This is a genomic window from Gordonia sp. 852002-51296_SCH5728562-b, assembly GCF_001665475.1.
Lineage (GTDB): Bacteria > Actinomycetota > Actinomycetes > Mycobacteriales > Mycobacteriaceae > Gordonia > Gordonia sputi.
Genome location: NZ_LZMI01000009.1, coordinates 78,434 through 99,127, shown reverse-complemented (window position 1 = coordinate 99,127; position 20,694 = coordinate 78,434). Strand labels below are relative to the sequence as shown.

Sequence of the window (20,694 nt, the reverse complement as noted above, 5' to 3'; positions counted from 1 at the left end):
CCCACATGATGTGCCGGGGGTCCGATGTCTCGGCCACCAACCCGAACATGTCTCCGCGCAGGCGCAGCATCTAAGGTCGAAGCATGCGTCCAGCTCTCGATTCGTACACCTTTGTGGCCTCGGGCAAGGTGCGCGAGATCTATCAGATCGATTCCGACACCCTTCTCATGGTCGCCAGCGACCGCATCTCGGCGTACGACTTCGTGCTCTCGCCCGAGATACCCGACAAGGGCCGCATCCTCACCGCGATGAGCTTCTTCTGGTTCGACGCGCTCGGCGTGCCCAACCATCTCGCCGGTGGCCCCGACGACGAGCGCATACCCGCCGAACTCGTCGGCCGTTCGATGGTGGTGCACAAGCTGCCCATGGTGCCCGTCGAATGCGTCGCCCGCGGCTATCTCACCGGGTCCGGTCTCATCGACTACAACAAGACCGGCGCGGTGTGCGGCGTCGTGCTCCCGTCGGGTCTGCGCGAGGCCGACAAGCTGCCGCAGCCGATCTTCACTCCCGCGACCAAGGCGGAGCAGGGTGATCACGACGAGAACATCACCTTTGAGCAAGCGGCAGATGTCGTCGGAGCCGAGCTCGCCGACTCCCTGCGTAGCGCGACGCTCGACATCTACGGCAGGGCAGCCGATCTCGCCGCGGATCGCGGAATCATATTGGCCGACACCAAGTTCGAGTTCGGGCAAACCCCCGACGGCTCGCTCGTCCTTGCCGACGAGGTGTTGACCCCCGACTCGTCCCGGTACTGGGACGCCGCCTCGTACACGCCGGGACATGTCCAACCCAGCTTCGACAAGCAGATCGTCCGCAACTGGCTGACCTCGGCGGCGTCGGGTTGGGACCGATCGTCCGACAATCCACCACCCAGCCTGCCCGCCGACGTCGTCGAGCGGACCCGCGCACGTTATATCGAAGCCTACGAACTGATTTCGCAGAAGTCGTTCGACGACTGGCCCGACCACGCATAGGAGACCTGTGACCGACGCACAACCCGGCAACGCTGCCACCCCGATCGCATCCGACACGGCGGTACCGCCGGTCGCGAAGAAGGTTCGTACCGAGCGCACCCACCACGGCGACACCTTCGTCGACGAGTACGAGTGGCTGCGCGACAAGGACGACGCCGAGGTGATCGCCTTCCTCCAAGCCGAGAATGCCTACACGGAGGCGAATACGGCGCAGCTCGCAGACCTGCGCGCCACCATCTTCGGCGAGATCAAGTCGCGCACCAAGGAAACCGACATGTCGGTGCCTGGCCGACGCGGCGGCTACTGGTACTACGGCCGCACGCAGGAGGGCAAGCAGTACGGCATCCAATGTCGTTGCCCCATCGTCGATGTCGACAACTGGACACCACCCGAGGTCTCCGACGACGCCCCGCTGCCTGGCGAAGAGATCCTGCTCGACGCCAACGTCGAAGCCGAGGGACACGAGTTCTTCAGCCTCGGGGCGCTCGCCATCAGCCACGACGGCAAGTGGCTCGCATACAGCACCGATGTCGTCGGTGACGAGCGATACACGTTGCGGTTCAAGAACCTCGAGACCGGCGACCTGCTTCCCGACGTCATCACCGACACCGCGGGCGGGGCGTCGTGGTCGCTCGACGCCAAGCACGTGTTCTATCAGACGGTCGACGCCGCGTGGCGTCCGGATACGGTGTGGCGCCACGACATCGGTGCGGGCACCGACGACGTCAAGGTGTTCCACGAGCCCGACGAGCGGTACTGGGTCGGCATGGGTTCCACGCGCAGCGACAAGTACCTGATGATCGTGACGGGATCGAAGATCACGTCCGAGTGCTTCGTGCTCGACGCCGCCGATCCGACGGGTGAATTCCGCAGTGTCGCACCGCGCGTCGAGGGCGTCGAATACTCGGTGGAGCACGCCGAGATCTCCGGTCGCGATTACTTCTTGATCGTGCACAACGACATTCGCGACGGCGAGAAGGCCGAGGACTTCGCGATCGACATCGCGCCCGTCGACGACCCCTCTGCCCGAACCGAATTCATCGGCCACTGCCGCGGCGTCCGCATCGAGGACATCGACGCCTTCCGCGACTACCTCGTCCTGTCGTATCGCGCCGACGCGCTGCCGCGGGTCTCGATCGCGGATCTCCGTCGGATCGACGGGATGCCGGTGGCGGAGGACTTCATCGAAGTCGCAGTCGCGCAGGAGTTGTTCTCGCTGGGACTCGCGGGCAACCGCGAATGGGCAACGCCCCGTCTGCGTTTCGGGTACGGCAGCTTCATCGAGCCCGCAGAACTGTTCGAGCTCGACGTCGAAACCGGTGAACGCACGCTACTCAAGCGGCAGCCGGTTCTCGGCGGCTACGACCCCGACGAGTACGAGCAGTCGCGCGAATGGGCAACGGCCGCAGACGGAACGCAGATCCCGCTGTCGATCGTCCGACGCAAGGGCGTCGGCGTGGACGACAGTGGGAATCCGTCGCCCGCACCGTTGCTGCTCTACGGCTACGGCTCGTACGAGGCCAGTTTCGACCCGGGCTTCTCGGTGTCACGGTTGTCGATGCTCGACCGCGGCGTCGTGTTCGTGCTCGCACACGTGCGTGGCGGTGGCGAGATGGGCCGTCATTGGTATGAGAACGGCAAGACGCTCACCAAGAAGAACACCTTCACCGACTTCGTCGATTCGGCGCGGTACCTGGTCGACAAGGGCTGGACAACACCGAAACTGATGGTCGCAGAGGGCGGTTCGGCAGGCGGACTGTTGATGGGTGCGGTCGCCAACCTCGCGCCCGAGTTGTTCAACGGCATCCTGGCGTCGGTGCCGTTCGTCGATGCGCTGAACTCGATCCTCGACCCGTCGTTGCCGCTGACGGTCATCGAATGGGACGAGTGGGGCGATCCGCTGCACGACGCGGACGTCTACGAGTACATGAAGTCGTACTCGCCCTACGAGAACGTCACCGCGCAGCCGTATCCGTCGATCCTGGCTGAGACGTCACTCAACGACACCCGCGTGATGTACACCGAAGCGGCGAAGTGGGTTGCGAAGCTTCAGGCGTTGAGCACCTCCGACGCTCCGATCCTGCTGAAGACGGAGATGTCGGCCGGCCACGGCGGCGTCAGCGGTCGTTACAAGCAGTGGGAAGAGGTTGCATTCGAACTGGCCTGGATTCTCCAGCAGACCGGCGCACTGACGAAGTAGCCGACTGAAGAAGAATTGCCCCTGGTTGCGATCTCCGCAACCAGGGGCAATTTTGTGGTGACCAGCCGATCAGGTCAGTGCATGATGATCGGCGCGCGGTCCATATCCTCTTCGACGAGCGGCGACGCGATCTTCTTGCGCGGCAGGAAGAACGCCGGGATCAAGGTCACGACGATGAGGACGAGCGCGACGATGAACGTCGCACCGAACGCCTCTGCAGCCCAGGAGAACCACTGGTGTGGCGGTTCTGCCGGTGCCTGGCCTGCCTTCACCAGTCCGTCGTACTTCTCCGGTGCGGCGTTGAAGCCCATGGCCAGTCCAGCCTCCAGATGCGTCTTGAGGTTGGTTGCGAGGATCACCGAGATCACGGCGGTACCGATCGACGATGCCGTCTGCTGAACGACATTCATCAGCGTCGAGCCGTCCGGCACCTGCTTGTTGTTCAGGGTCGCCAGTGCTGCCGACATGATCGGCATCATCGTCATACCCATGCCGAGACCCTGGACGAACAGCGCGCCGCAGAGCAGCCAGTACGGAGTGTCGGCGCCGAGGAACACGAAGGTGCCCATACCGACCGCCATCAGGACGATGCCCCCGAGAACGAACTTGCCGGGGCCGATCTTGTCGGTCATCTTGCCCGCGATGGGCATGGTGATCATGGCGCCGATACCCTGCGGTGCCAGCAGCAGACCCGCCGCGAGCGTGCTCTCGCCGCGCACGCCGATGAAGTACTGCGGGTAGAGCAGCGCCGCGCCGAAGAAGGCGATCATGAAGAACGTCATGGTGATCACCGCGATGGCGAGCACCTTGTTCTTGAACAGTCGCAGGTCGAGGAGCGGGTGGTCGGTATGCAGTGCGTGCCAGACGAATCCGACGATTAGGATCAGACCGATGATCGACGTCGTCAGGACCTTGGCGTCGATGAAGGTGCCTGCCTCCGTGCTCGACGAGATGCCGTAGAGGAACAACGCGAGGCCGGGGGAGAGCAACAGCAGGCCCACGATGTCGATCTTCGGCTTCGACTTCTCGTCGTCGTTGCGCAGAGCGAACCACGAATAGACAAGCGCGACAATGCCGATGGGCACGTTGATGAGGAACACCCAGTGCCAGCTCGCCTTTTCGATGAGCAGGCCGCCGAGGATCGGTCCCGCGATGGGGCCGAGCAGCATGGGGATACCGAGTACAGCCATGACCGAACCGACGCGCTCGGGACCTGCTGCCTTGGTGAGGATCATCATGCCGATCGGCATGAGCAGGCCGCCGCCGAGTCCCTGGATCACGCGGAACAGCACGAGCATGCCGATGTTGCTGGCCAACGCGCACAGCGCCGATCCGATCGTGAACAGGACGAGCGACGCCATGTACACGTTCTTGGTGCCGAAACGTGCTGCGGCCCAACTCGATAGCGGAATCACGGCGGCGAGCGCCAACGTGTAGCCGGTCATCGTCCACGCGGCGCCTGCGGCGTCGGTGTTGAACTCGTTCTGGAAGGTCGGCTGCGCGACCGAGACCACGGTGACGTCGAGGATCGACATGATCGCGCCGAGCACGACCACACCGGCGACGATCAGCACATGGCGATCGAGCTTGGTGTCCGGAGGGCCGGCGTGCGCGTGCGCGCCGGCAGAGGAACTCGTCATGAGGGATCTTTCGGTTCGGAGGTGGACGGTGTCGCAGTGCGGGTCCTCGAGGACTCGCGGTCGAGCGTGAAGTAGTCGACGTCGGCGTCGACGATGTTCCGTAGTGCAGACGTCAGCGCGGCCCGGAATTCATCGGGCAGTCCATCGATGAATCGTCCGACGAGGTCTCGCTTGATGTCCAACTGTTTTTCGACGGTCTCGCGGCCCTGGTCGGTCAGCGTCACGAGCTTGACCCGACGATCGCCCGGATCCTCGCGACGATCGACCAAACCCGCCTGCACGAGTCGGTCGACGGTGCGACCCGCGGTCGCAATCGAGAGGTCGACGCACTCGGCGATCTCGTGGACGGGCATCGGGGCGTCGTGCATCGATACGACGAACAGTGCGCGGAACTGCGTGAACGTCAGCTCCGACGCCGCGAGAGTATCCATCGCCTCGGCTGTACCGAGGCAGGAGAGTCGCTCCAGAAAACTGCTGAGCGCATCACATGCGGCGTCGTTCTGGAGCGGAGCGGGAGCGGACACTGTGAAACACTAACGCCCCTGCAACTATCTCACCAACGCAAATGTATGTGAGATGTAACCAGGATCTGCGCCGAATGTGATCTGTGGCATAGGCGTCTACGTGTCGGCCTGCGTGACTACGCTCGAATCCATGTCGGAAACCAACATCAAGAACATCCCGGTCACCGCGCTCGACGGTTCGGCGCTGAGTCTCGCGGACTTCTCCGGGCCGCTGCTCGTGGTCAACGTCGCGAGCAAGTGCGGCCTCACGCCGCAGTACGCGGGCCTCGAGGAGGTCGCCGAGAAGTACGCCGACCGCGGACTGACCGTCGTCGGCGTGCCCTGCAACCAGTTCATGGGCCAGGAGCCGGGCAGTGCCGAGGAGATCGCCACCTTCTGCTCGACCACCTACGGCGTGACCTTCCCGCTGCTGGAGAAGACCGACGTCAACGGCGACGACCGGCATCCGCTGTACGCCGAGCTCACCAAGACCGAAGACGCCAGCGGCGAGGCAGGCGACGTGCAGTGGAACTTCGAGAAGTTCGTCGTCGACGCCGACGGCCACGTGACCACTCGCATCCGCCCGCGCACCGAGCCGACCGACCCCGTCGTGATCGAGGCCATCGAAGCGGTGCTCTGACCGGGTCGACTCCACGACCGGGCCAACTGCACGCCAGGTCAATCCAGAACCGGCAAACCGCGACCGGAGAGTGCAGGTTGCGGGTTGAACGGTAAGGTGAGAGCCGTCGAAAATCCGTCGGCGTCTCGTCGAGCGGATGTCACGTGAGAAGAGGAGCGCTAGCCGATGGCACGAGTGGTGGTCGACGTGATGCCCAAGGCCGAAATCCTCGATCCGCAGGGGCAGGCCATCGTCGGAGCCCTCGGTCGGCTCGGATTCGACGGCGTCTCCGAGGTGCGGCAGGGCAAGCGGTTCGAGCTCGAGGTCGACGACTCGGTCGACGACGTGACCCTGGGCCGCATCGCAGAAGAACTGCTCACCAACACGGTGATCGAGAACTTCACCGTCTCCCGCATCGCCGACTGACGGCACGAGATCGAGTCGAGTAGGACCACATGACTGCACGTATCGGTGTCATCACCTTCCCCGGAACCCTCGACGACGTCGACGCATCGCGTGCGGTGCGCATCGCGGGCGCCGAGGCCGTCGAACTCTGGCACGGCGACGCCGACCTCAAGGGGGTCGACGCCGTGATCGTTCCCGGCGGCTTTTCCTACGGCGACTATCTGCGTGCGGGCGCGATCGCCAAGTTCGCTCCCGTGATGGGCGCGGTGATCGAGGCGGCCGAGCGCGGAATGCCGGTTCTGGGGATCTGCAACGGTTTTCAGATCCTGTGCGAGGCAGGACTGCTGCCCGGCGCGCTCACCCGCAACGAGGGTCTGCACTTCATCTGCCAGGACCAGTGGCTCAAGGTCGAGAACAACACGACGGCATGGACGTCGCGGTTCGACGCAGGCGCCGAGATCCTCATCCCGCTGAAGTCGGGCGAGGGTCGCTACGTCGCGCCGGAACGTAAGCTCGAAGAACTCAAGGGTGAGGGCCTCGTCGTATTCACTTACGCCGGAAGCAATCCCAACGGCTCCGTCCTCGACATCGCGGGCATCTCCAGCCCCAACGGACGCATCGTCGGACTCATGCCGCACCCCGAGCATGCGACCGAAGCGCTGACCGGCCCCAGCGACGACGGCCTCGGCTTGTTCTACTCCGCGATCGACGCCGTACTCGCCAACGCCTGATCCCGATGCCCACCCCGTCGCTGGCAACGTCCGCCACAGCCGAGGGGCTCGGTGAGTTCATCGACGCCTCGCCGTCACCTTTCCACGTGTGCGCGACGGTCGCCGCCGAACTCGAATCCGCGGGATTCCAACGCCTTTTCGAGGATCAGGACTGGTCGACGGAGGAGAGCGATGCCTTCGAGGGCTTTGTCGACGACGCGGGCCGTCGGTTCTATGTCATTCGTGGTGGGTCGATCATCGCGTGGGATCTCGGCGACGGCGACGGTTTCCGGATCGTCGGCGGCCACACCGACAGCCCCAATCTGCGGCTGAAGCAGAACCCCGACCGTGAATCAGCCGGGCTGGCAACGGTTGCGCTCGAACCCTACGGCGGCGCGTGGCTCAACTCGTGGCTCGATCGCGACCTCGGACTCTCGGGTCGCCTGGCTTACCGCGCGGACAGTGGTGTCAGCAGTGTGCTGGTCAACGTCACCGAGCCGGTACTTCGCGTGCCCCAGTTGGCGATTCACCTCTCCGAGGACCGCAAGGGCGTCACACTGAACCCCCAGCGACACGTCGACGCGATCTGGGGCGTCGACGCCGCGACCCCGATCCTGCAGTGGGTTGCCGAGTACGCGGGTATCGACGCCGACGCACTGCTCGGATGGGAGTTGATGACGCACGACGTCACGCCCTCGAGGCTGATCGGACCCGAAGACGAATTGCTCAGCGCCCCAAGGCTCGACAACCAGGGCACCTGCTACGCGGGACTGCACGCGCTGCTCGACGGCGAGCCCACGATCCACACGAGAGTGCTCGCACTGTTCGACCACGAAGAGGTGGGCAGCGGGTCGGAGCGCGGCGCGGCGTCGGACTTCTTGGCGACGACGTTGGAGCGAATCGTGCTGTCGCAGGGTGGTTCTCGCGACGATTATCTACGCGCCATGGCGTCGAGCGTGTGCGTCTCGGGCGACATGGCGCACGCCACCCACCCGAACTACCCGGACCGGCACGAGCCGACGCACCGGATCGCGATCAACGGCGGACCGGTCCTCAAGGTCAATCAGAATCTGCGGTATGCATCGGATGCGTTGGGGGAGGCCATATTCGCTCTCGCCTGCGACACCGCCGGTGTGCCGATGCAGCGCTACATCCACCGCGCCGACCTGCCGTGCGGCTCGACGATCGGACCGATCACGGCGACGCGGACGGGACTGCTCACCATCGACGTCGGCGCGCCGCAACTGGCCATGCACAGCGCACGTGAACTGATGGGCGCCGCCGACGTTCCGATGTATTCCGCTGCGCTGCAGGCGTTTCTGAGTTCGGTGGCTTAATCCCACCGGCCAGATCCAACCCGCCGGGGCCACCCCTCACGCCCCGGCGGACGGTCGGTGTGCGCGATCAGTAGCTACGCGCGAAGCCGAGGACGTTGTTCACGTAGTCCATCGAGTTGTTGTATCGCAGAACGGCTGTGGCCTCGGAGGCCTGGTTGCGCAGGTCGAGGTGACCGTCGCACAGGTATCGGGCGGTGGTCAGCGCGGCGTCGAAGAGATTCTGCGGGTCGATCTTGCCGTCGCCGTTGCCATCGGCGCCGTACTTCTCCCACGTGGCGGGGATGAACTGCATCGGTCCGACGGCGCGGTCGTGCACGGAGTCGCCGTCGAGGCGTCCACCGTCGGTGTCGGTGATGACCTGATTGCCTGCGAGCGAACCGTCGAGGACAGGTCCGAAGATCGGATTCTTCAGCGTGCCGTCGGGTGTGGCGTCACCCTCGTTGGCGTGGTGCGATTCCACCTTGCCGATCCCGGCGATGAGCGTCCACGGGATACCGCAGGTCGGCTGGTCGTGGGCCATGGTGTCGGCGGCGTGGCGGTACGCCTCGAAGGCGACCTGCGGGACGGCGCCGTCGGTGACGCTGGCAGGAAGTGGTGGGGGAGGCGGCGGCGTCGCGGTCACCTTCTGGGTCGCGACGACCGGCTGCGCGGGTGCGGGTGCCTTCTTCGACGCCTCAGCGTCCTTCTGCGCGCTCGGAGCGGCAGCGGACTGGGTGTGGTGGGTCGGGCTCGATGTGGGGGCGCCCAGAGCGCCCTGGTCGGCATTGGCTCCCGCGGCAACAGTCAGGGCTCCGACGACGGGGATCAACGCGGCCCCGATCAGCGGTGCCCGCGACTTGGTGAACGCGTGCGGCAGAATGGTCTGCCGCGGCTTCGAATGCTTACCCAAAACTGAACCTCGCACGTACGTCGGTGGATGTGCCGAAAGAGACCGTACATGCGGACGTGTCCTTACCGTTATCGCAGCGTTATCGAAAACTGAGTTGTCACTGAATGCCGGCTGCGACGTTGCTGGTCGTTACGGGGATGTTTCGTCGAGTGTGACGTCTGGCACACAGGGGCTTTGGACCCTTGTCGATGCAAGGATTTCGGCCCTGCGTGAAACCCCTAGTTGGGTCGCAACACCGACAGCGAGGTGCCCTCGGTGAGCACGATGTAGCCGTCCACGTCGGCTGCTCGCCCGAGGATCGGGCGGGTCCAGGCGACCTTGCCCGCGGGGACGTCGAATGCGGTCAGTTGGCCGCTGCTGCCGAACACCAGATGATCGCCGGACGAGCCGACACAGTTCAACAGGTCGAGGTTGGTGTCGGGATCGTCGATGCTCGGCACGGAAAGGGTCCCGAGGCGCTCGCCGTCGTCGAGTCGGTAGATCACTCGAGAGCGGTCCATTCGCGCGAAGGCGACCATCGATCCGCACGGTCGGGTGTTGGATTTCGACAGGTTCGGGTCGGTGATCTGCCAGAGCGCATCCCCGCGCGCCGGGTCACGTACCTGGTAGAAGCCCTGCGTCGCCTGCATGGAGGCGTCGCCAACCGTCGTCAGCACCGGAAGGGTCGACGGTCCCTCGACCACGTCGGCTTCCGCGGACTCCGACGTCGGGCGGCGGCTGGGGGTGCCACCGACCACGGCGTAGGTGTCGACGGACTGCTGATCCCCGTCGCGGCGAATGACGGCGAGGCCCGTCGAGTACGTCAGAATGTCGCACTGACGGCAGCGCAGCGAGTCCTTGCCGCGCGAATCGACGACGAATCGGCTGCCGTCCGCCGTCGAGATGATGAGCATGTCGTGGTCAAAGGTCGCGTGCGCCGCCGACGCGAAGGTGCGACCCCAGACCCGCTTGCCCGTCGCGGTGCGCATCGAGACCTCATAACCCGCCTGATCGATGCGCACGAAGTTCGCGCCGACCCCGACCACCTGCGCGGTGTCGTCGAGTGCCGACTGCGCACCGACGCTGCCCGAATCGTCGACAAGATAGAAGCCGTCCGGTTGATCACCGAGCTTGATGGCGCACCCGACGTTCCCAGTGGCGTCGAACGCACACGAACCGAGCCCCGCGACGACGGGCTGCGACCACAGTGCACGCCCGCTGTGGCGATCGACGAGTTCATAGGCGCGTCCGATGCCGCGCGGATACGAGAGCAACCACTGATCACCGCTGGTGTCGGCGACCTCGATACTGCCGGTCTGGTTGTAGCCGGGCAGCGTCTCCGCCGACGCCGTCCACGCGACCTCTGGCTGATGCGTGTATCCGCGGAGCTGGGCATTCTCGTACGTCCGTGCCACCGTGGGGGTTCCCATGGACAACACGATCCCGACGGTCGCGACGAGCAGTGCGATCAACACCAGGGTGACCGTGCCGATACCAAACGGCATGCGTTGCGCAACGCGCCTCACAGCGTAGCGGGCAGACATGGGCAACAGTCAATCACGGCCGCGTTGTGCGCCCTCCGGTCGACCGGCCCCGCGTGAGGTCACGCTCTCCCGAGTCAGGCGCCAGTCGCGGAAAGCGCGCCGCTGATCACGTCGGCGAGCGGCGTCGAGGAATGGCCTGCGAGGGTCTCGAGGTCGGTGGAATCGGAGTCGAGTTCACCGCGCGCGATGCCCGCATCCGAGTCGGCGAGGACCTTTGCGAACGCCTCGGGGACACCGTTGCTGGTCAGGGCGGCTGCGAAGTCGGCCTCGGGGAGGTCCTGGTAGTGCACGTGACGGCCGCTCACCCTCGCCAGCGTGGCGGCGATGTCGCTGAGCGTCAGATGCTCCGAACCCGCGAGCTCGTAGATCTCGCCACCCTTGGCGTTGATCAGGGCCGACGCCGCTGCGTCTGCGTAGTCGGAACGCGACGCGCCCGCCACCTTGCCGTCGCCCGCGCTGCCGTAGAGGTTTCCCGAGTTGATCGCGGCCGACGCGCCCGCGAGGTAGTTCTCCGAGTACCAACCGTTGCGCAGGAGCACGGTGGGGATTCCGCTCTCGGTGAGCAGTTGTTCGGTGGCCTGATGCTCCTCGGCGAGCGCCAACGTGCTGGTGTCGGCGCGCAGGATGGAGGTGTAGGCGATCAGTCCGACCCCGGCTTCCTTGGCTGCGTCGATCACGTTGCGGTGCTGCGGGATTCGACGACCCACCTCGCTGCCGGACACCAGCAGCAGGCGGTCGACGCCTGCAAGTGCCGCGCGCAGTGTCTCGGGGGATTCGTAGTCGGCGACGCGGACGTTCACTCCCGCGTTCGACAGCGTGCTCGCCTTCTTCTCGTCGCGCACGATCGCCACGATGTCGGCGACGTCGACGCCTGCGGCGCGCAAGCTCTCGGCGGCGAGTCCGCCGAGCTGGCCCGTTGCTCCGGTGATTGCGTAGGTGGTCATGTGATCTCCTGGTGTTCTGGTGGATCAAGCTGTCCATCTCATCGTGCACTTACTTTTCGTATAGTGCAACAGCTTCTGGAAGCGCTGGCTGTAATGTGCAGTACACTGAGACCATGACCAGGGCAGAAGACCGCTCGGCGCGTGACTCCGACATCGATCCCGCTTCAGAAGACTCGCAGCTAGAAGATCCGGCGCTAGAAGCCGACGTGTTCGCGCGGGATTGCGGATCGCGCGAAGTGCTGCAGGACGTGACGAGTCGCTGGGGCCTGCTCGCGCTCGGGGCCCTCTACGACGGCGACCTGCGGTTCAGTGCCCTGCGGCGTCGGGTGCAGGGTGTCAGCGAGCGGATGCTCTCGGTGACGCTGCAGACGCTGGAGCGCGACGGATTCGTCAACCGCACTGTGCTGCAATCGATCCCGCCGAAGGTGGAGTACTCCCTGACCGATCTGGGGCGTGAGGTGGCCACTCGCCTGGTGGGTGTCATCGAACTGGTCGAGGGACACCTACCCGACGTCGAGCAGGCGCGCGAGCGCTACGACAGCCGCTGACGAAAAAGTTGCGTGGGACCTACGGGGGCATTTTTGTACCCGTGGGTCCCACGCAACTGTCCGGTTGGTCGCCTCAGAAGAGCTGACCGAGGTAGAACTGCGCTCCCTGGTCGTCGGCGCACAGTGCCACGACTCCGTACGCCGCGCGGTCGGGCTCGGAGATCACCGCGCCTCCCGCTGCGCGGACCCGCTCGACTGCGGCGTCGACGTCGTCGACGTTCCACATCGGGACCGCAACGTCGGAATCCGCTCCGCCCGCAATCCCGATCTGCGGGTGCGCGTCGTCGACCTCCCAGCCGTCGGCGATGCGTCCTGGCGTGAACGTCCAGCCCAGCGCGGTCCCGTAGAACTCGCGCAACCGTGCGCTGTCGCGGGTGTGCACCGTCAGGTATGACATCTCGCCGACGCCGCGCGGATGCTGAGCCGCGCGCGGTTCGTCGGGGGCTGCGACGTACACCGCGAACTCGACGCCCTGATCGTCGACGCAGTCGAGGCCGTGCCGGTCGTCGCGTGTCGTCCCGCCCGCTGCTTCGATTCGACGCCGCGCGGCGTCGAGGTCGTCGACCGCGTAGGCGCAGAAGATCGTCTGCGGCCCAGACGTTTCCACCACCGCGGTGGGGTGACTCGTGGTGGTCACCATGCGTAGCTCGTCGTCGAACTCCCAACCGAGGACCGCGCCGTAGAACGCGCGGGCGCGGGCGGCGTCGTGGGTGTTGACAGAGATGAAACCGATGTCGCCCTGAAGGATTCGCGCGGCAGGCGGCTCGCTCGTCGACGCCCGCGCCGCGAGCGTCGGACCGGTCAGCATCCATCGGTGCCCGAAGGGGTCGACGATGGTCGCGGTGCGAGTTCCGTACGCCTCGTAGGGTTCTCGGGTCACTGCGGCTCCGCCCGCCGCGGTACGACGCAGAGCCTCGTCGGTGTCGTCGACGGCCAGCATGAGGCTGACCGATACCGCTCCGGGCTGCGGTCCACGCAACCCCATGTCGGGGAACTCCTCGGCCAGGTAGATCACTCCACCCCCGACCTCGAGTTCGGCATGTCCGATCGTGTTGTCGTCCATGAGGATCGGCTCACCACGCACGGTGGCGCCGAGGCGTTCGACGTACCAGTCGAGCGCCGAGCGCGCGTCGCGCACGGTGAGATAGGGCAGCGCACCCGGGCGTTCGACGAGCACCTGCGGTGCGGCCGCGTCGGCCTCGGTGGCGGTCAGTTCGTGTTCGAGTTGGGCGGTGTCCATGTCGACTCCTTCGGGTAGAGACACTCCGCGCTCGAGTCGCCTGCGCAGTGCTTCGGCGAAATCGTGTGCGGGAGCGAGGGGTTCGTTCCAGCCCGGCGTCGTGGCGGCGCTCAGGACGCTGAGTGGGTCATGCGACGTCGTGTTCGCGTCATCGGCGTTCATGCGATCACCCCTTCGCGGACTGGTTGAGCGGATAGGCCTCGCGGAATGCTCGCTTGGCCCTGGTGAGCAGCGCCTCGGTGGCGCCGACCGTACGACCGAGGATGTGCGCACAGTCGGCGACCGTGAGGTCGTCGACGTAGCGCAACGTCAACACCGAGCGGTTGATCGGTGAGAGTTGCGTCAGCGTCGCGTGCGCGACCATGCGGTCGAGGTGTGCATCCCACTCGTCGTCGGCGAGTTCGGGGAGGTCGTCGACGGGTTCGGGTGTGCGCTGCGCCCGCCGCCAGTGATCGGCGAGCTTGTGCCGCGCGACGCCGATCAACCAGCTGACACTCGGCGAGGCAGTCCGGTCGCGGCGCATCGTGTCCATCGCGGCCAGGAACGTCTCCGAGGTCACGTCTTCGGCGATCCGCCGATCCGAGCAGCGTCGAAAGACGTACCCGTAGACAGCGGGTAGCGCCTCGTCGTAGACCTCGAGTATGGCCTCGGGGCCGGTGTGTTCGCCGCTCACACCATCATCATCGTTCGCCGCCACCGAAACCCGACGGTCGTTGGGAGAACTTTCTTCGCACAGCACACCGCCCCGCAGCGCGAACGCAGCGGGGCGGTGGTCGGGTCGGGCGGTCTGGGGGTTTTCAGGGGCGCGGCGGGAATTGTCCGATGCGGACGATGTGGGTGCCGACGGTGTACGCCGTGACGAACGTCGGTCCGCCGCTGGCGCAGCACAACGGGTCCGACTGCTTGAGCCAGCGGTAGCGGACCGTCACCGAGTTCTTGGTGTACTTCGCCACCCAGGTGTAGCCGTACGGCCTCGGATCGACGGTTCCGATGAATCGACCGTGCTTGAACAGCAGGACGCGCGATTGATACGTCGCATCGCCGATTCCGTTGCCGTTGACCAACATCCAGTCGAGGTTGCACCCGTTCCTCAACGGATTGTTGCTCGCGCGGTACGGCGACCAGCCGCCACCGTTGGAGTCACGCCCGATCTTCGAGAGCGACGACTTCGCCAGCGGGGAATTGATGTCGAAACAGAGGCCGTGGCCGCTGCCGTACGGCGGTGCGGCCGACGCGGAGCCCGAGCCGAGCGTGGTCGCCCCCAGCGTTCCCGCGACCAGGCCCGCGAGGGTCAGTGCGAGGACGATGAGACGTCGCGTTCGGAGGGAAAGCCGGGTTCGGGTGGCGAATGAGTGCATGAGGGGTGCCTTCCGCTCGGGGAACCAGTGGACGCTGGCCGCCGGCCGTGCGATCGGCCCGCTGTTGAGGTGATCGGTCGGCGTCGGGGCAGTCGTTAGCAGGAGTCATTCATCGATGGGACACCACCTCGGCCAGGTTGCGTCCGGGGATCTGAGTTGCGTGGGATCCACGGGGGCATTTTTGCACCCCGCTGTCCCACGCAACTCCGATGAGTTTTCGACTGCGGGCCGGTCAGCACCTACATGGCAACCGCAACCATTTCCTCCATGCTCCTGTCCTCCGACGATCCGCAGCAGCTCGCGCGCTGGTACGCGACCGCATTCGAAGCCGAACCGATGTCGGCACCGGGCGGTCCTGACGGACCGGGCTACACAATCGTCGAGCTCGACGGCTTCTACCTGATGTTCGACAAGCGCGACGACGTCTCGGGGCGCAACCCGCAGGGAGCGCGCACGCTGCTCAACGTCGAGGTCGACGATGCAGCCGCGACGGCCGCACGCCTCGACGCCCTCGGCGCCACCTGGATCAGCCCGCTCGAAAACCGCGACGGCAACCAGTTCGCGACGGTCGAGGACCCCGACGGCAACTGGCTGCAACTCGTATCGCTCTCCGACGAGCACGAGGCGCAGATGAGTTATCCGACGTCGCCGTACTCCGGCTTCGCGGTTCGCGACACCGCAACGACCGGGCAGTTCTATCGTGACGTACTCGGCATGCGAGTCTTGCGATTCCCCATGGGGGACAACGACATTCTGGGTATCCGCATCAACCGCGGTACCACTGTCCTCGCCTATCCGAAGCCCGATCACCAACCCGCGACCTTCACCGTGCTCAACATCCCGGTGTCCGACCTGGCCAAGAGCATCGACGACCTGACCGCGCGCGGCGTCGAGTTCCTGCGCTACGACGGCTTTGAGCATGACGAGCGCGGCATCGTGCACGGCAACGGTGTCGGACCCGACATCGCCTGGTTCACCGACCCCTCGGGCAACGTGATTGCACTTGCGCAACGAGGCGAGCAATGATGTCGGGCTCGACGTCGGCGGACTCGTACCCTTCCCCCATGCGCCCACTGCGGTATTCCATCAACATCACGATCGACGGCTGTGTCGACCACACGGCCGTGACCCCGACCGAGGCGATGCATCGGCACTCGGCACAGCTGCTCGCCGACGCCGACGCGCTGCTCTTCGGCCGGGTGATCTACGAGATGATGGAAGCCGGATGGCGAGAGGTCGCCAGAAACGACGAGGTGCCCGACGGTAGGCCCGAGTGGATGGTGCCCTTCGCCCACGTCATCGACCGCGCGCCGAAGTATGTCGTCTCCGACTCGCTCACCAGCGTCGACTGGAACGCAGAACTGATCCGTCGCGACGACCTCGAGTCGACGGTCCGCGAACTCAAGGCCCAACCCGGCAACGGGCTGGCCACCGGCGGCGTCACGCTGCCGCTCGTCCTCGCCGAGCTCGACCTCATCGACTCCTATGAGTTCATCGTCCATCCGAGGATCGTCGGCCACGGCCCACGGATCTTCGAAGGGATCTCGCAGCACGTGGACCTGCGTCTCGTCGAGCGCTCTGAGCTCGACACCGACATCGTCGTGCTCCGTTACGAGCCGGTCCGGTAATCCACAGAACCTCGTTCGCTCTCGGCGTAGCCCACGTCACCATTTGCCGGAACATGCCCGTGTCCTGCGGAGTTGTAGCTGTCAGATCCCCGCCGACATCTGTTTTCGTTGCGACCTGTGCAGACGTTAAGTGCAGGTGCACTCCTGTTGACCACTACAGTGGAAGCCAGGCTGGTCGTCGTATATCGACACCACCGCAGTTGTCGCCAAGAGGCTTGAAGACATCGACGGCCGGGGCGCTAGCAATGTGAGGGAGAACAATGTTCGAACGGTTCACCGACCGCGCACGCCGGGTTGTGGTTCTGGCCCAAGAAGAGGCGCGGATGCTCAACCACAACTACATCGGCACCGAGCACATCCTCCTGGGTCTGATCCACGAGGGTGAGGGCGTTGCCGCCAAGGCACTGGAGTCTCTGGGGATCTCCCTCGAGGGCGTCCGCAGCCAGGTCGAGGAGATCATCGGCCAGGGTCAGCAGGCGCCGTCGGGGCACATCCCGTTCACGCCGCGTGCCAAGAAGGTCCTCGAGTTGTCGCTGCGTGAAGCGCTGCAGCTCGGCCACAACTACATCGGCACCGAGCACATCCTGCTCGGCCTCATCCGCGAGGGCGAGGGCGTTGCCGCGCAGGTCCTGGTCAAGCTCGGCGCCGACCTCAACCGGGTCCGCCAGCAGGTCATCCAGCTCCTGTCCGGCTACCAGGGCAAGGAGCCGCAGGAGGCGGGCACCGGCGGCCGTTCCAGCGAGGCAGGCACTCCGTCGACCTCCCTGGTCCTCGACCAGTTCGGCAGAAACCTGACCGCGGCTGCCGCCGAGGGCAAACTCGACCCCGTCATCGGTCGCGAGAAAGAGATCGAGCGGGTCATGCAGGTGCTGAGCCGCCGCACCAAGAACAACCCTGTCCTGATCGGCGAGCCCGGCGTCGGCAAGACCGCCGTCGTCGAGGGTCTCGCGCAGGCCATCGTCAACGGCCAGGTGCCCGAGACGCTCAAGGACAAGCAGCTCTACACGCTCGACCTCGGTTCGCTGGTCGCAGGCAGCCGTTACCGTGGCGACTTCGAGGAGCGACTCAAGAAGGTGCTCAAGGAGATCAACACCCGCGGCGACATCATCCTGTTCATCGACGAGCTGCACACGCTGGTCGGTGCGGGTGCAGCAGAGGGCGCGATCGACGCGGCGAGCATCCTCAAGCCGAAGCTGGCCCGCGGCGAGCTGCAGACCATCGGTGCCACCACGCTCGACGAGTACCGCAAGTACATCGAGAAGGACGCTGCACTCGAGCGTCGCTTCCAGCCGGTTCAGGTCGGCGAGCCGTCGGTGGAGCACACCATCGAGATCCTCAAGGGTCTGCGCGACCGCTACGAGACGCACCACCGCGTGTCCATCACCGACGGAGCTCTCGTCGCTGCGGCAACCCTGGCTGATCGGTACATCAACGACCGCTTCCTACCCGACAAGGCGATCGACCTCATCGACGAGGCGGGCGCGCGCATGCGCATCCGCCGGATGACCGCGCCGCCAGACCTGCGTGAGTTCGACGAGCGCATCGCCGACGCGCGCAAGGAGAAGGAAAGCGCGATCGACGCGCAGGACTTCGAGAAGGCCGCGAGCCTGCGCGACAAGGAGAAGCAACTCGTCAACGAGCGTGCCGAGCGTGAAAAGCAGTGGCGCAGTGGCGATATGGACGTCGTGGCCGAGGTCGACGACGAGCAGATCGCCGAGGTTCTCGGTAACTGGACCGGCATCCCGGTGTTCAAGCTCACCGAGGAGGAGACCACCCGTCTGCTCCGCATGGAGGAGGAGCTGCACAAGCGGATCATCGGTCAGGAAGACGCGGTCAAGGCCGTGTCGAAGGCGATCCGTCGTACCCGCGCCGGGTTGAAGGACCCGAAGCGCCCGTCGGGCTCGTTCATCTTCGCCGGCCCGTCCGGTGTCGGTAAGACCGAGCTGTCCAAGGCGCTCGCGAACTTCCTGTTCGGCGAGGACGACGCACTGATCCAGATCGACATGGGCGAGTTCCACGACCGCTTCACCGCGTCGCGCCTGTTCGGTGCGCCTCCCGGATACGTCGGCTACGAAGAGGGCGGCCAGCTCACCGAGAAGGTGCGCCGCAAGCCGTTCTCGGTGGTTCTGTTCGACGAGATCGAGAAGGCACACTCGGAGATCTACAACACCCTGTTGCAGGTCCTCGAGGACGGACGTCTCACCGACGGCCAGGGTCGCACCGTCGACTTCAAGAACACGGTGCTGATCTTCACCTCGAACCTCGGTACCTCCGACATCTCGAAGGCAGTCGGCCTCGGGTTCTCGAAGACCGGCTCCGACGGCTCGCAGTACGAGCGGATGAAGCAGAAGGTCAACGACGAGCTCAAGAAGCACTTCCGGCCGGAGTTCCTCAACCGCATCGACGACATCGTCGTGTTCCACCAGCTCACCCAGGACGAGATCATCCAGATGGTCGACCTGATGCTGGCGCGCGTCGAGACCGCACTGCGCAACAAGGACATGGCGATCGAGGTCACGGACAAGGCCAAGTCGCTGCTGGCCAAGCGTGGGTTCGATCCGGTGCTCGGTGCGCGCCCGCTGCGTCGCACCATCCAGCGTGAGATCGAGGATCAGCTCTCGGAGAAGATCCTGTTCGGCGAGGTCGAGCCGGGCCAGATCGTGCTGATCGACGTCGAGAACTGGGATGGCGAAGGCGAAGGCGAGGACGCGAAGTTCACCTTCGTCGGCTCGGAGAAGCCTCGCGAGCTGCCCGACGCTCCCGTCGAGCTGAGCAAGGCAGGCGAGGGCAAGAGCGACGCCTGAGTCGAAAGACCGACAAGTCAATAGATCGACAAGTGCAGGGGCGCAACAGTTAAAAGCTGTTGCGCCCCTGCGCTTTATCTTCTCGGATAGTTGCCGCGGCGTGCCAGAAGGACGGCGTCGGCCGAAGGGGCAGTGCGTGTCGAAAGGACATCGGGATGTTTCGACGTGGGCCCAATGCGCCGACCGCGCTGTATGAGGTCGGAGCGCAACTCGGATGGGCCACGGCTGCGTCGGTGGATCTCTCGGCCATCCAGCCGCCGACCCACGCCGGCGTCGATGTCCACGGTCTCCGGCGACGTGGCGCCCGATGGCAGGCATGGGCGATCGAGGGTCCCGGCGGTGTGCTGGCCTCACACCTCGAGGTGTTCAACGACGAGTACGACCAGCCGGTGTACGACGTCGTTGGTCGCGCGGCGCCCGATCACACGCGTGTTGCGTTGCCGCATGTCGAGATCGGATGGCGGCTGGTGCCGTACGGCAATCACCGACTGGCCGGCCGGTTCGGGTCGCCAGGGTCGCGCAAGGTGTCGTCGAAGGGCACCGGCATGGCGGTGCGAGTGTCACGGGATTGCGACGAGGCCGCCGTCGATTCGTTGCTCGTCGACTCACGATGGACCGAGATGGGCCGTCGCGCACAAGCGATTTCGCGAACCGGACTGGCGGTGGAGATTGTCGGCAGCCGTGCGGTGGTGTTCACCACGACGGCCACTGCGCCGCGCGGCAGCGAGCGATGGCGTGAGCTGATCGCCGCCGAAGAGGTGCTGCACACCATTCTCGACGAGCACTGCAGATGACCGATCGGGGCAGCCGAGGGACGACGTGTGTGTGTCTATAGGTTGAGTCGTCGAAAAAAATCTCGATGCGGGGGAACATGTCGGTGCTGTGGCCGCATCCAATGTAATGACAACGCAGAAAGCGTTGACGACCACCGGAGATCCACCCCCTCGAAAGGACCACGATCATGGCGACTGCAAGCTACGACACCAACGGCGACGGCTACGTGGACGTTCAGCTCACCGACACCAACGGTGACGGTTACGCCGACGTCGAACTCCAGGACACCAACGGTGACGGCTACGCCGACGTGCGGTACACCGACACCAACGGTGACGGCTACGCAGACGTGCAGGACACCGACACCAATGGTGACGGCTACGTCGATACGCAGTACGCCGACACGACCGGTGACGGTTACGCCGATGTCGAGAACTACGACACCAATGGCGACGGCTACGTCGACACGCAGTACACCGACACGACCGGTGACGGCTACGTCGATACCGCCAATTACGACACCAACGGCGACGGATACGTCGACGCCAGCTACGGCGACTAATTGACATCACACCTAGTGCGCACACGCCGCCGCTGA

The 20,694-nt window shown here is 65.3% G+C and carries 20 protein-coding genes; 12 read left to right on the top strand and 8 right to left on the bottom strand.

The window, feature by feature from the left end; genetic code table 11:
* The first annotated feature begins 83 nt into the window (after positions 1–83).
* Positions 84–974 (top strand): phosphoribosylaminoimidazolesuccinocarboxamide synthase, encoded by an 891-nt coding sequence (locus A5766_RS02225; RefSeq protein WP_005207438.1) that lies wholly within the window; start codon positions 84–86, stop codon positions 972–974.
* A gap of 7 nt (positions 975–981) precedes the next feature.
* On the top strand, positions 982–3,174 hold the full coding sequence (locus tag A5766_RS02220) for a S9 family peptidase (RefSeq protein ID WP_064903219.1): 2,193 nt from the start codon (positions 982–984) through the stop codon (positions 3,172–3,174).
* Between the two features lie 74 nt (positions 3,175–3,248).
* Here A5766_RS02220 and A5766_RS02215 read toward each other — a convergent pair whose 3' ends face one another.
* Both A5766_RS02215 and A5766_RS02210 read right to left on the bottom strand, forming a co-directional pair.
* Entirely contained in the window at positions 3,249–4,814 is a 1,566-nt protein-coding gene (locus A5766_RS02215) for a DHA2 family efflux MFS transporter permease subunit (protein ID WP_064903217.1), read from the bottom strand.
* On the bottom strand, positions 4,811–5,338 hold the full coding sequence (locus A5766_RS02210) for a MarR family winged helix-turn-helix transcriptional regulator (RefSeq protein WP_005207441.1): 528 nt from the start codon (positions 5,336–5,338) through the stop codon (positions 4,811–4,813). Before A5766_RS02210 ends, A5766_RS02215 begins: the two co-directional genes overlap by 4 nt.
* A gap of 130 nt (positions 5,339–5,468) precedes the next feature.
* Between A5766_RS02210 and A5766_RS02205 the strand changes: the two genes are divergently transcribed.
* From A5766_RS02205 to A5766_RS02190, 4 genes are all read left to right on the top strand, one after another.
* Positions 5,469–5,957, top strand: coding sequence for a glutathione peroxidase (locus tag A5766_RS02205; protein WP_039856279.1), 489 nt, complete (start codon positions 5,469–5,471; stop codon positions 5,955–5,957).
* A 165-nt stretch (positions 5,958–6,122) separates the two neighbouring features.
* Positions 6,123–6,362, top strand: a complete 240-nt coding sequence (gene purS, locus A5766_RS02200) for a phosphoribosylformylglycinamidine synthase subunit PurS (protein WP_005207443.1) — start codon at positions 6,123–6,125, stop codon at positions 6,360–6,362.
* 29 nt (positions 6,363–6,391) lie between these two features.
* Positions 6,392–7,072, top strand: coding sequence for a phosphoribosylformylglycinamidine synthase subunit PurQ (purQ, locus tag A5766_RS02195; RefSeq protein ID WP_005207444.1), 681 nt, complete (start codon positions 6,392–6,394; stop codon positions 7,070–7,072).
* A 5-nt stretch (positions 7,073–7,077) separates the two neighbouring features.
* On the top strand, positions 7,078–8,388 hold the full coding sequence (locus A5766_RS02190; RefSeq protein ID WP_005207445.1) for a M18 family aminopeptidase: 1,311 nt from the start codon (positions 7,078–7,080) through the stop codon (positions 8,386–8,388).
* Positions 8,389–8,455: 67 nt separating this feature from the next.
* Here the strand turns inward: A5766_RS02190 and A5766_RS02185 are convergent, their stop codons facing one another.
* The 3 genes from A5766_RS02185 to A5766_RS02175 all read right to left on the bottom strand — a co-directional run bounded on the left by A5766_RS02185 (position 8,456) and on the right by A5766_RS02175 (position 11,744).
* The gene (locus A5766_RS02185; RefSeq protein ID WP_064903215.1) at positions 8,456–9,277 is read right to left on the bottom strand and encodes a lytic transglycosylase domain-containing protein; all 822 of its coding nucleotides are present in this window, start codon (positions 9,275–9,277) and stop codon (positions 8,456–8,458) included.
* Between the two features lie 218 nt (positions 9,278–9,495).
* Positions 9,496–10,800, bottom strand: coding sequence for a hypothetical protein (locus tag A5766_RS02180; protein ID WP_064903212.1), 1,305 nt, complete (start codon positions 10,798–10,800; stop codon positions 9,496–9,498).
* Positions 10,801–10,874: 74 nt separating this feature from the next.
* Complete coding sequence (locus A5766_RS02175; RefSeq protein WP_064903209.1) at positions 10,875–11,744, bottom strand: SDR family oxidoreductase; 870 nt, start codon at positions 11,742–11,744, stop codon at positions 10,875–10,877.
* 113 nt (positions 11,745–11,857) lie between these two features.
* Here A5766_RS02175 and A5766_RS02170 point away from each other — a divergent pair, with 113 nt between their 5' ends.
* Positions 11,858–12,292 (top strand): winged helix-turn-helix transcriptional regulator, encoded by a 435-nt coding sequence (locus tag A5766_RS02170; protein ID WP_210734380.1) that lies wholly within the window; start codon positions 11,858–11,860, stop codon positions 12,290–12,292.
* Between the two features lie 73 nt (positions 12,293–12,365).
* Here A5766_RS02170 and A5766_RS02165 read toward each other — a convergent pair whose 3' ends face one another.
* The 3 genes from A5766_RS02165 to A5766_RS02155 form a co-directional block, all read right to left on the bottom strand.
* Entirely contained in the window at positions 12,366–13,694 is a 1,329-nt protein-coding gene (locus A5766_RS02165) for a VOC family protein (RefSeq protein ID WP_005207450.1), read from the bottom strand.
* Between the two features lie 4 nt (positions 13,695–13,698).
* Complete coding sequence (locus tag A5766_RS02160; protein ID WP_005207451.1) at positions 13,699–14,205, bottom strand: RNA polymerase sigma factor; 507 nt, start codon at positions 14,203–14,205, stop codon at positions 13,699–13,701.
* Between the two features lie 124 nt (positions 14,206–14,329).
* Complete coding sequence (locus A5766_RS02155) at positions 14,330–14,890, bottom strand: LppP/LprE family lipoprotein (RefSeq protein ID WP_005207452.1); 561 nt, start codon at positions 14,888–14,890, stop codon at positions 14,330–14,332.
* Positions 14,891–15,133: 243 nt separating this feature from the next.
* Here A5766_RS02155 and A5766_RS02150 point away from each other — a divergent pair, with 243 nt between their 5' ends.
* From A5766_RS02150 to A5766_RS02130, 5 genes are all read left to right on the top strand, one after another.
* A complete protein-coding gene (locus A5766_RS02150; RefSeq protein WP_005207453.1) occupies positions 15,134–15,916 on the top strand; it encodes a VOC family protein in 783 nt (260 codons plus the stop codon).
* Between the two features lie 38 nt (positions 15,917–15,954).
* Positions 15,955–16,518: a dihydrofolate reductase family protein gene (locus A5766_RS02145; RefSeq protein WP_064903207.1), complete on the top strand. Its 564-nt coding sequence runs from the start codon at positions 15,955–15,957 to the stop codon at positions 16,516–16,518.
* A gap of 260 nt (positions 16,519–16,778) precedes the next feature.
* A complete protein-coding gene (locus tag A5766_RS02140; protein WP_064903205.1) occupies positions 16,779–19,322 on the top strand; it encodes an ATP-dependent Clp protease ATP-binding subunit in 2,544 nt (847 codons plus the stop codon).
* 155 nt (positions 19,323–19,477) lie between these two features.
* Entirely contained in the window at positions 19,478–20,116 is a 639-nt protein-coding gene (locus A5766_RS02135; protein ID WP_064903202.1) for a hypothetical protein, read from the top strand.
* A 167-nt stretch (positions 20,117–20,283) separates the two neighbouring features.
* On the top strand, positions 20,284–20,658 hold the full coding sequence (locus A5766_RS02130) for a hypothetical protein (protein WP_064903200.1): 375 nt from the start codon (positions 20,284–20,286) through the stop codon (positions 20,656–20,658).
* Positions 20,659–20,694 lie beyond the last annotated feature (36 nt).

Excerpts from the sequence above, each read along its gene's own strand:
- A5766_RS02155 (WP_005207452.1), bottom strand. The coding sequence starts at position 14,890 with ATGCACTCATTCGCCACCCGAACCCGGCTTTCCCTCCGAACGCGACGT.
- purS (WP_005207443.1), top strand. The coding sequence starts at position 6,123 with ATGGCACGAGTGGTGGTCGACGTGATGCCCAAGGCCGAAATCCTCGAT.
- A5766_RS02165 (WP_005207450.1), bottom strand. The coding sequence starts at position 13,694 with ATGAACGCCGATGACGCGAACACGACGTCGCATGACCCACTCAGCGTC.
- A5766_RS02175 (WP_064903209.1), bottom strand. The coding sequence starts at position 11,744 with ATGACCACCTACGCAATCACCGGAGCAACGGGCCAGCTCGGCGGACTC.
- A5766_RS02145 (WP_064903207.1), top strand. The coding sequence starts at position 15,955 with ATGCGCCCACTGCGGTATTCCATCAACATCACGATCGACGGCTGTGTC.
- A5766_RS02190 (WP_005207445.1), top strand. The coding sequence starts at position 7,078 with ATGCCCACCCCGTCGCTGGCAACGTCCGCCACAGCCGAGGGGCTCGGT.
- A5766_RS02170 (WP_210734380.1), top strand. The coding sequence starts at position 11,858 with ATGACCAGGGCAGAAGACCGCTCGGCGCGTGACTCCGACATCGATCCC.
- A5766_RS02215 (WP_064903217.1), bottom strand. The coding sequence starts at position 4,814 with ATGACGAGTTCCTCTGCCGGCGCGCACGCGCACGCCGGCCCTCCGGAC.
- A5766_RS02140 (WP_064903205.1), top strand. The coding sequence starts at position 16,779 with ATGTTCGAACGGTTCACCGACCGCGCACGCCGGGTTGTGGTTCTGGCC.
- A5766_RS02225 (WP_005207438.1), top strand. The coding sequence starts at position 84 with ATGCGTCCAGCTCTCGATTCGTACACCTTTGTGGCCTCGGGCAAGGTG.
- A5766_RS02205 (WP_039856279.1), top strand. The coding sequence starts at position 5,469 with ATGTCGGAAACCAACATCAAGAACATCCCGGTCACCGCGCTCGACGGT.
- A5766_RS02130 (WP_064903200.1), top strand. The coding sequence starts at position 20,284 with ATGGCGACTGCAAGCTACGACACCAACGGCGACGGCTACGTGGACGTT.
- A5766_RS02135 (WP_064903202.1), top strand. The coding sequence starts at position 19,478 with ATGTTTCGACGTGGGCCCAATGCGCCGACCGCGCTGTATGAGGTCGGA.
- purQ (WP_005207444.1), top strand. The coding sequence starts at position 6,392 with ATGACTGCACGTATCGGTGTCATCACCTTCCCCGGAACCCTCGACGAC.
- A5766_RS02180 (WP_064903212.1), bottom strand. The coding sequence starts at position 10,800 with ATGTCTGCCCGCTACGCTGTGAGGCGCGTTGCGCAACGCATGCCGTTT.
- A5766_RS02150 (WP_005207453.1), top strand. The coding sequence starts at position 15,134 with ATGGCAACCGCAACCATTTCCTCCATGCTCCTGTCCTCCGACGATCCG.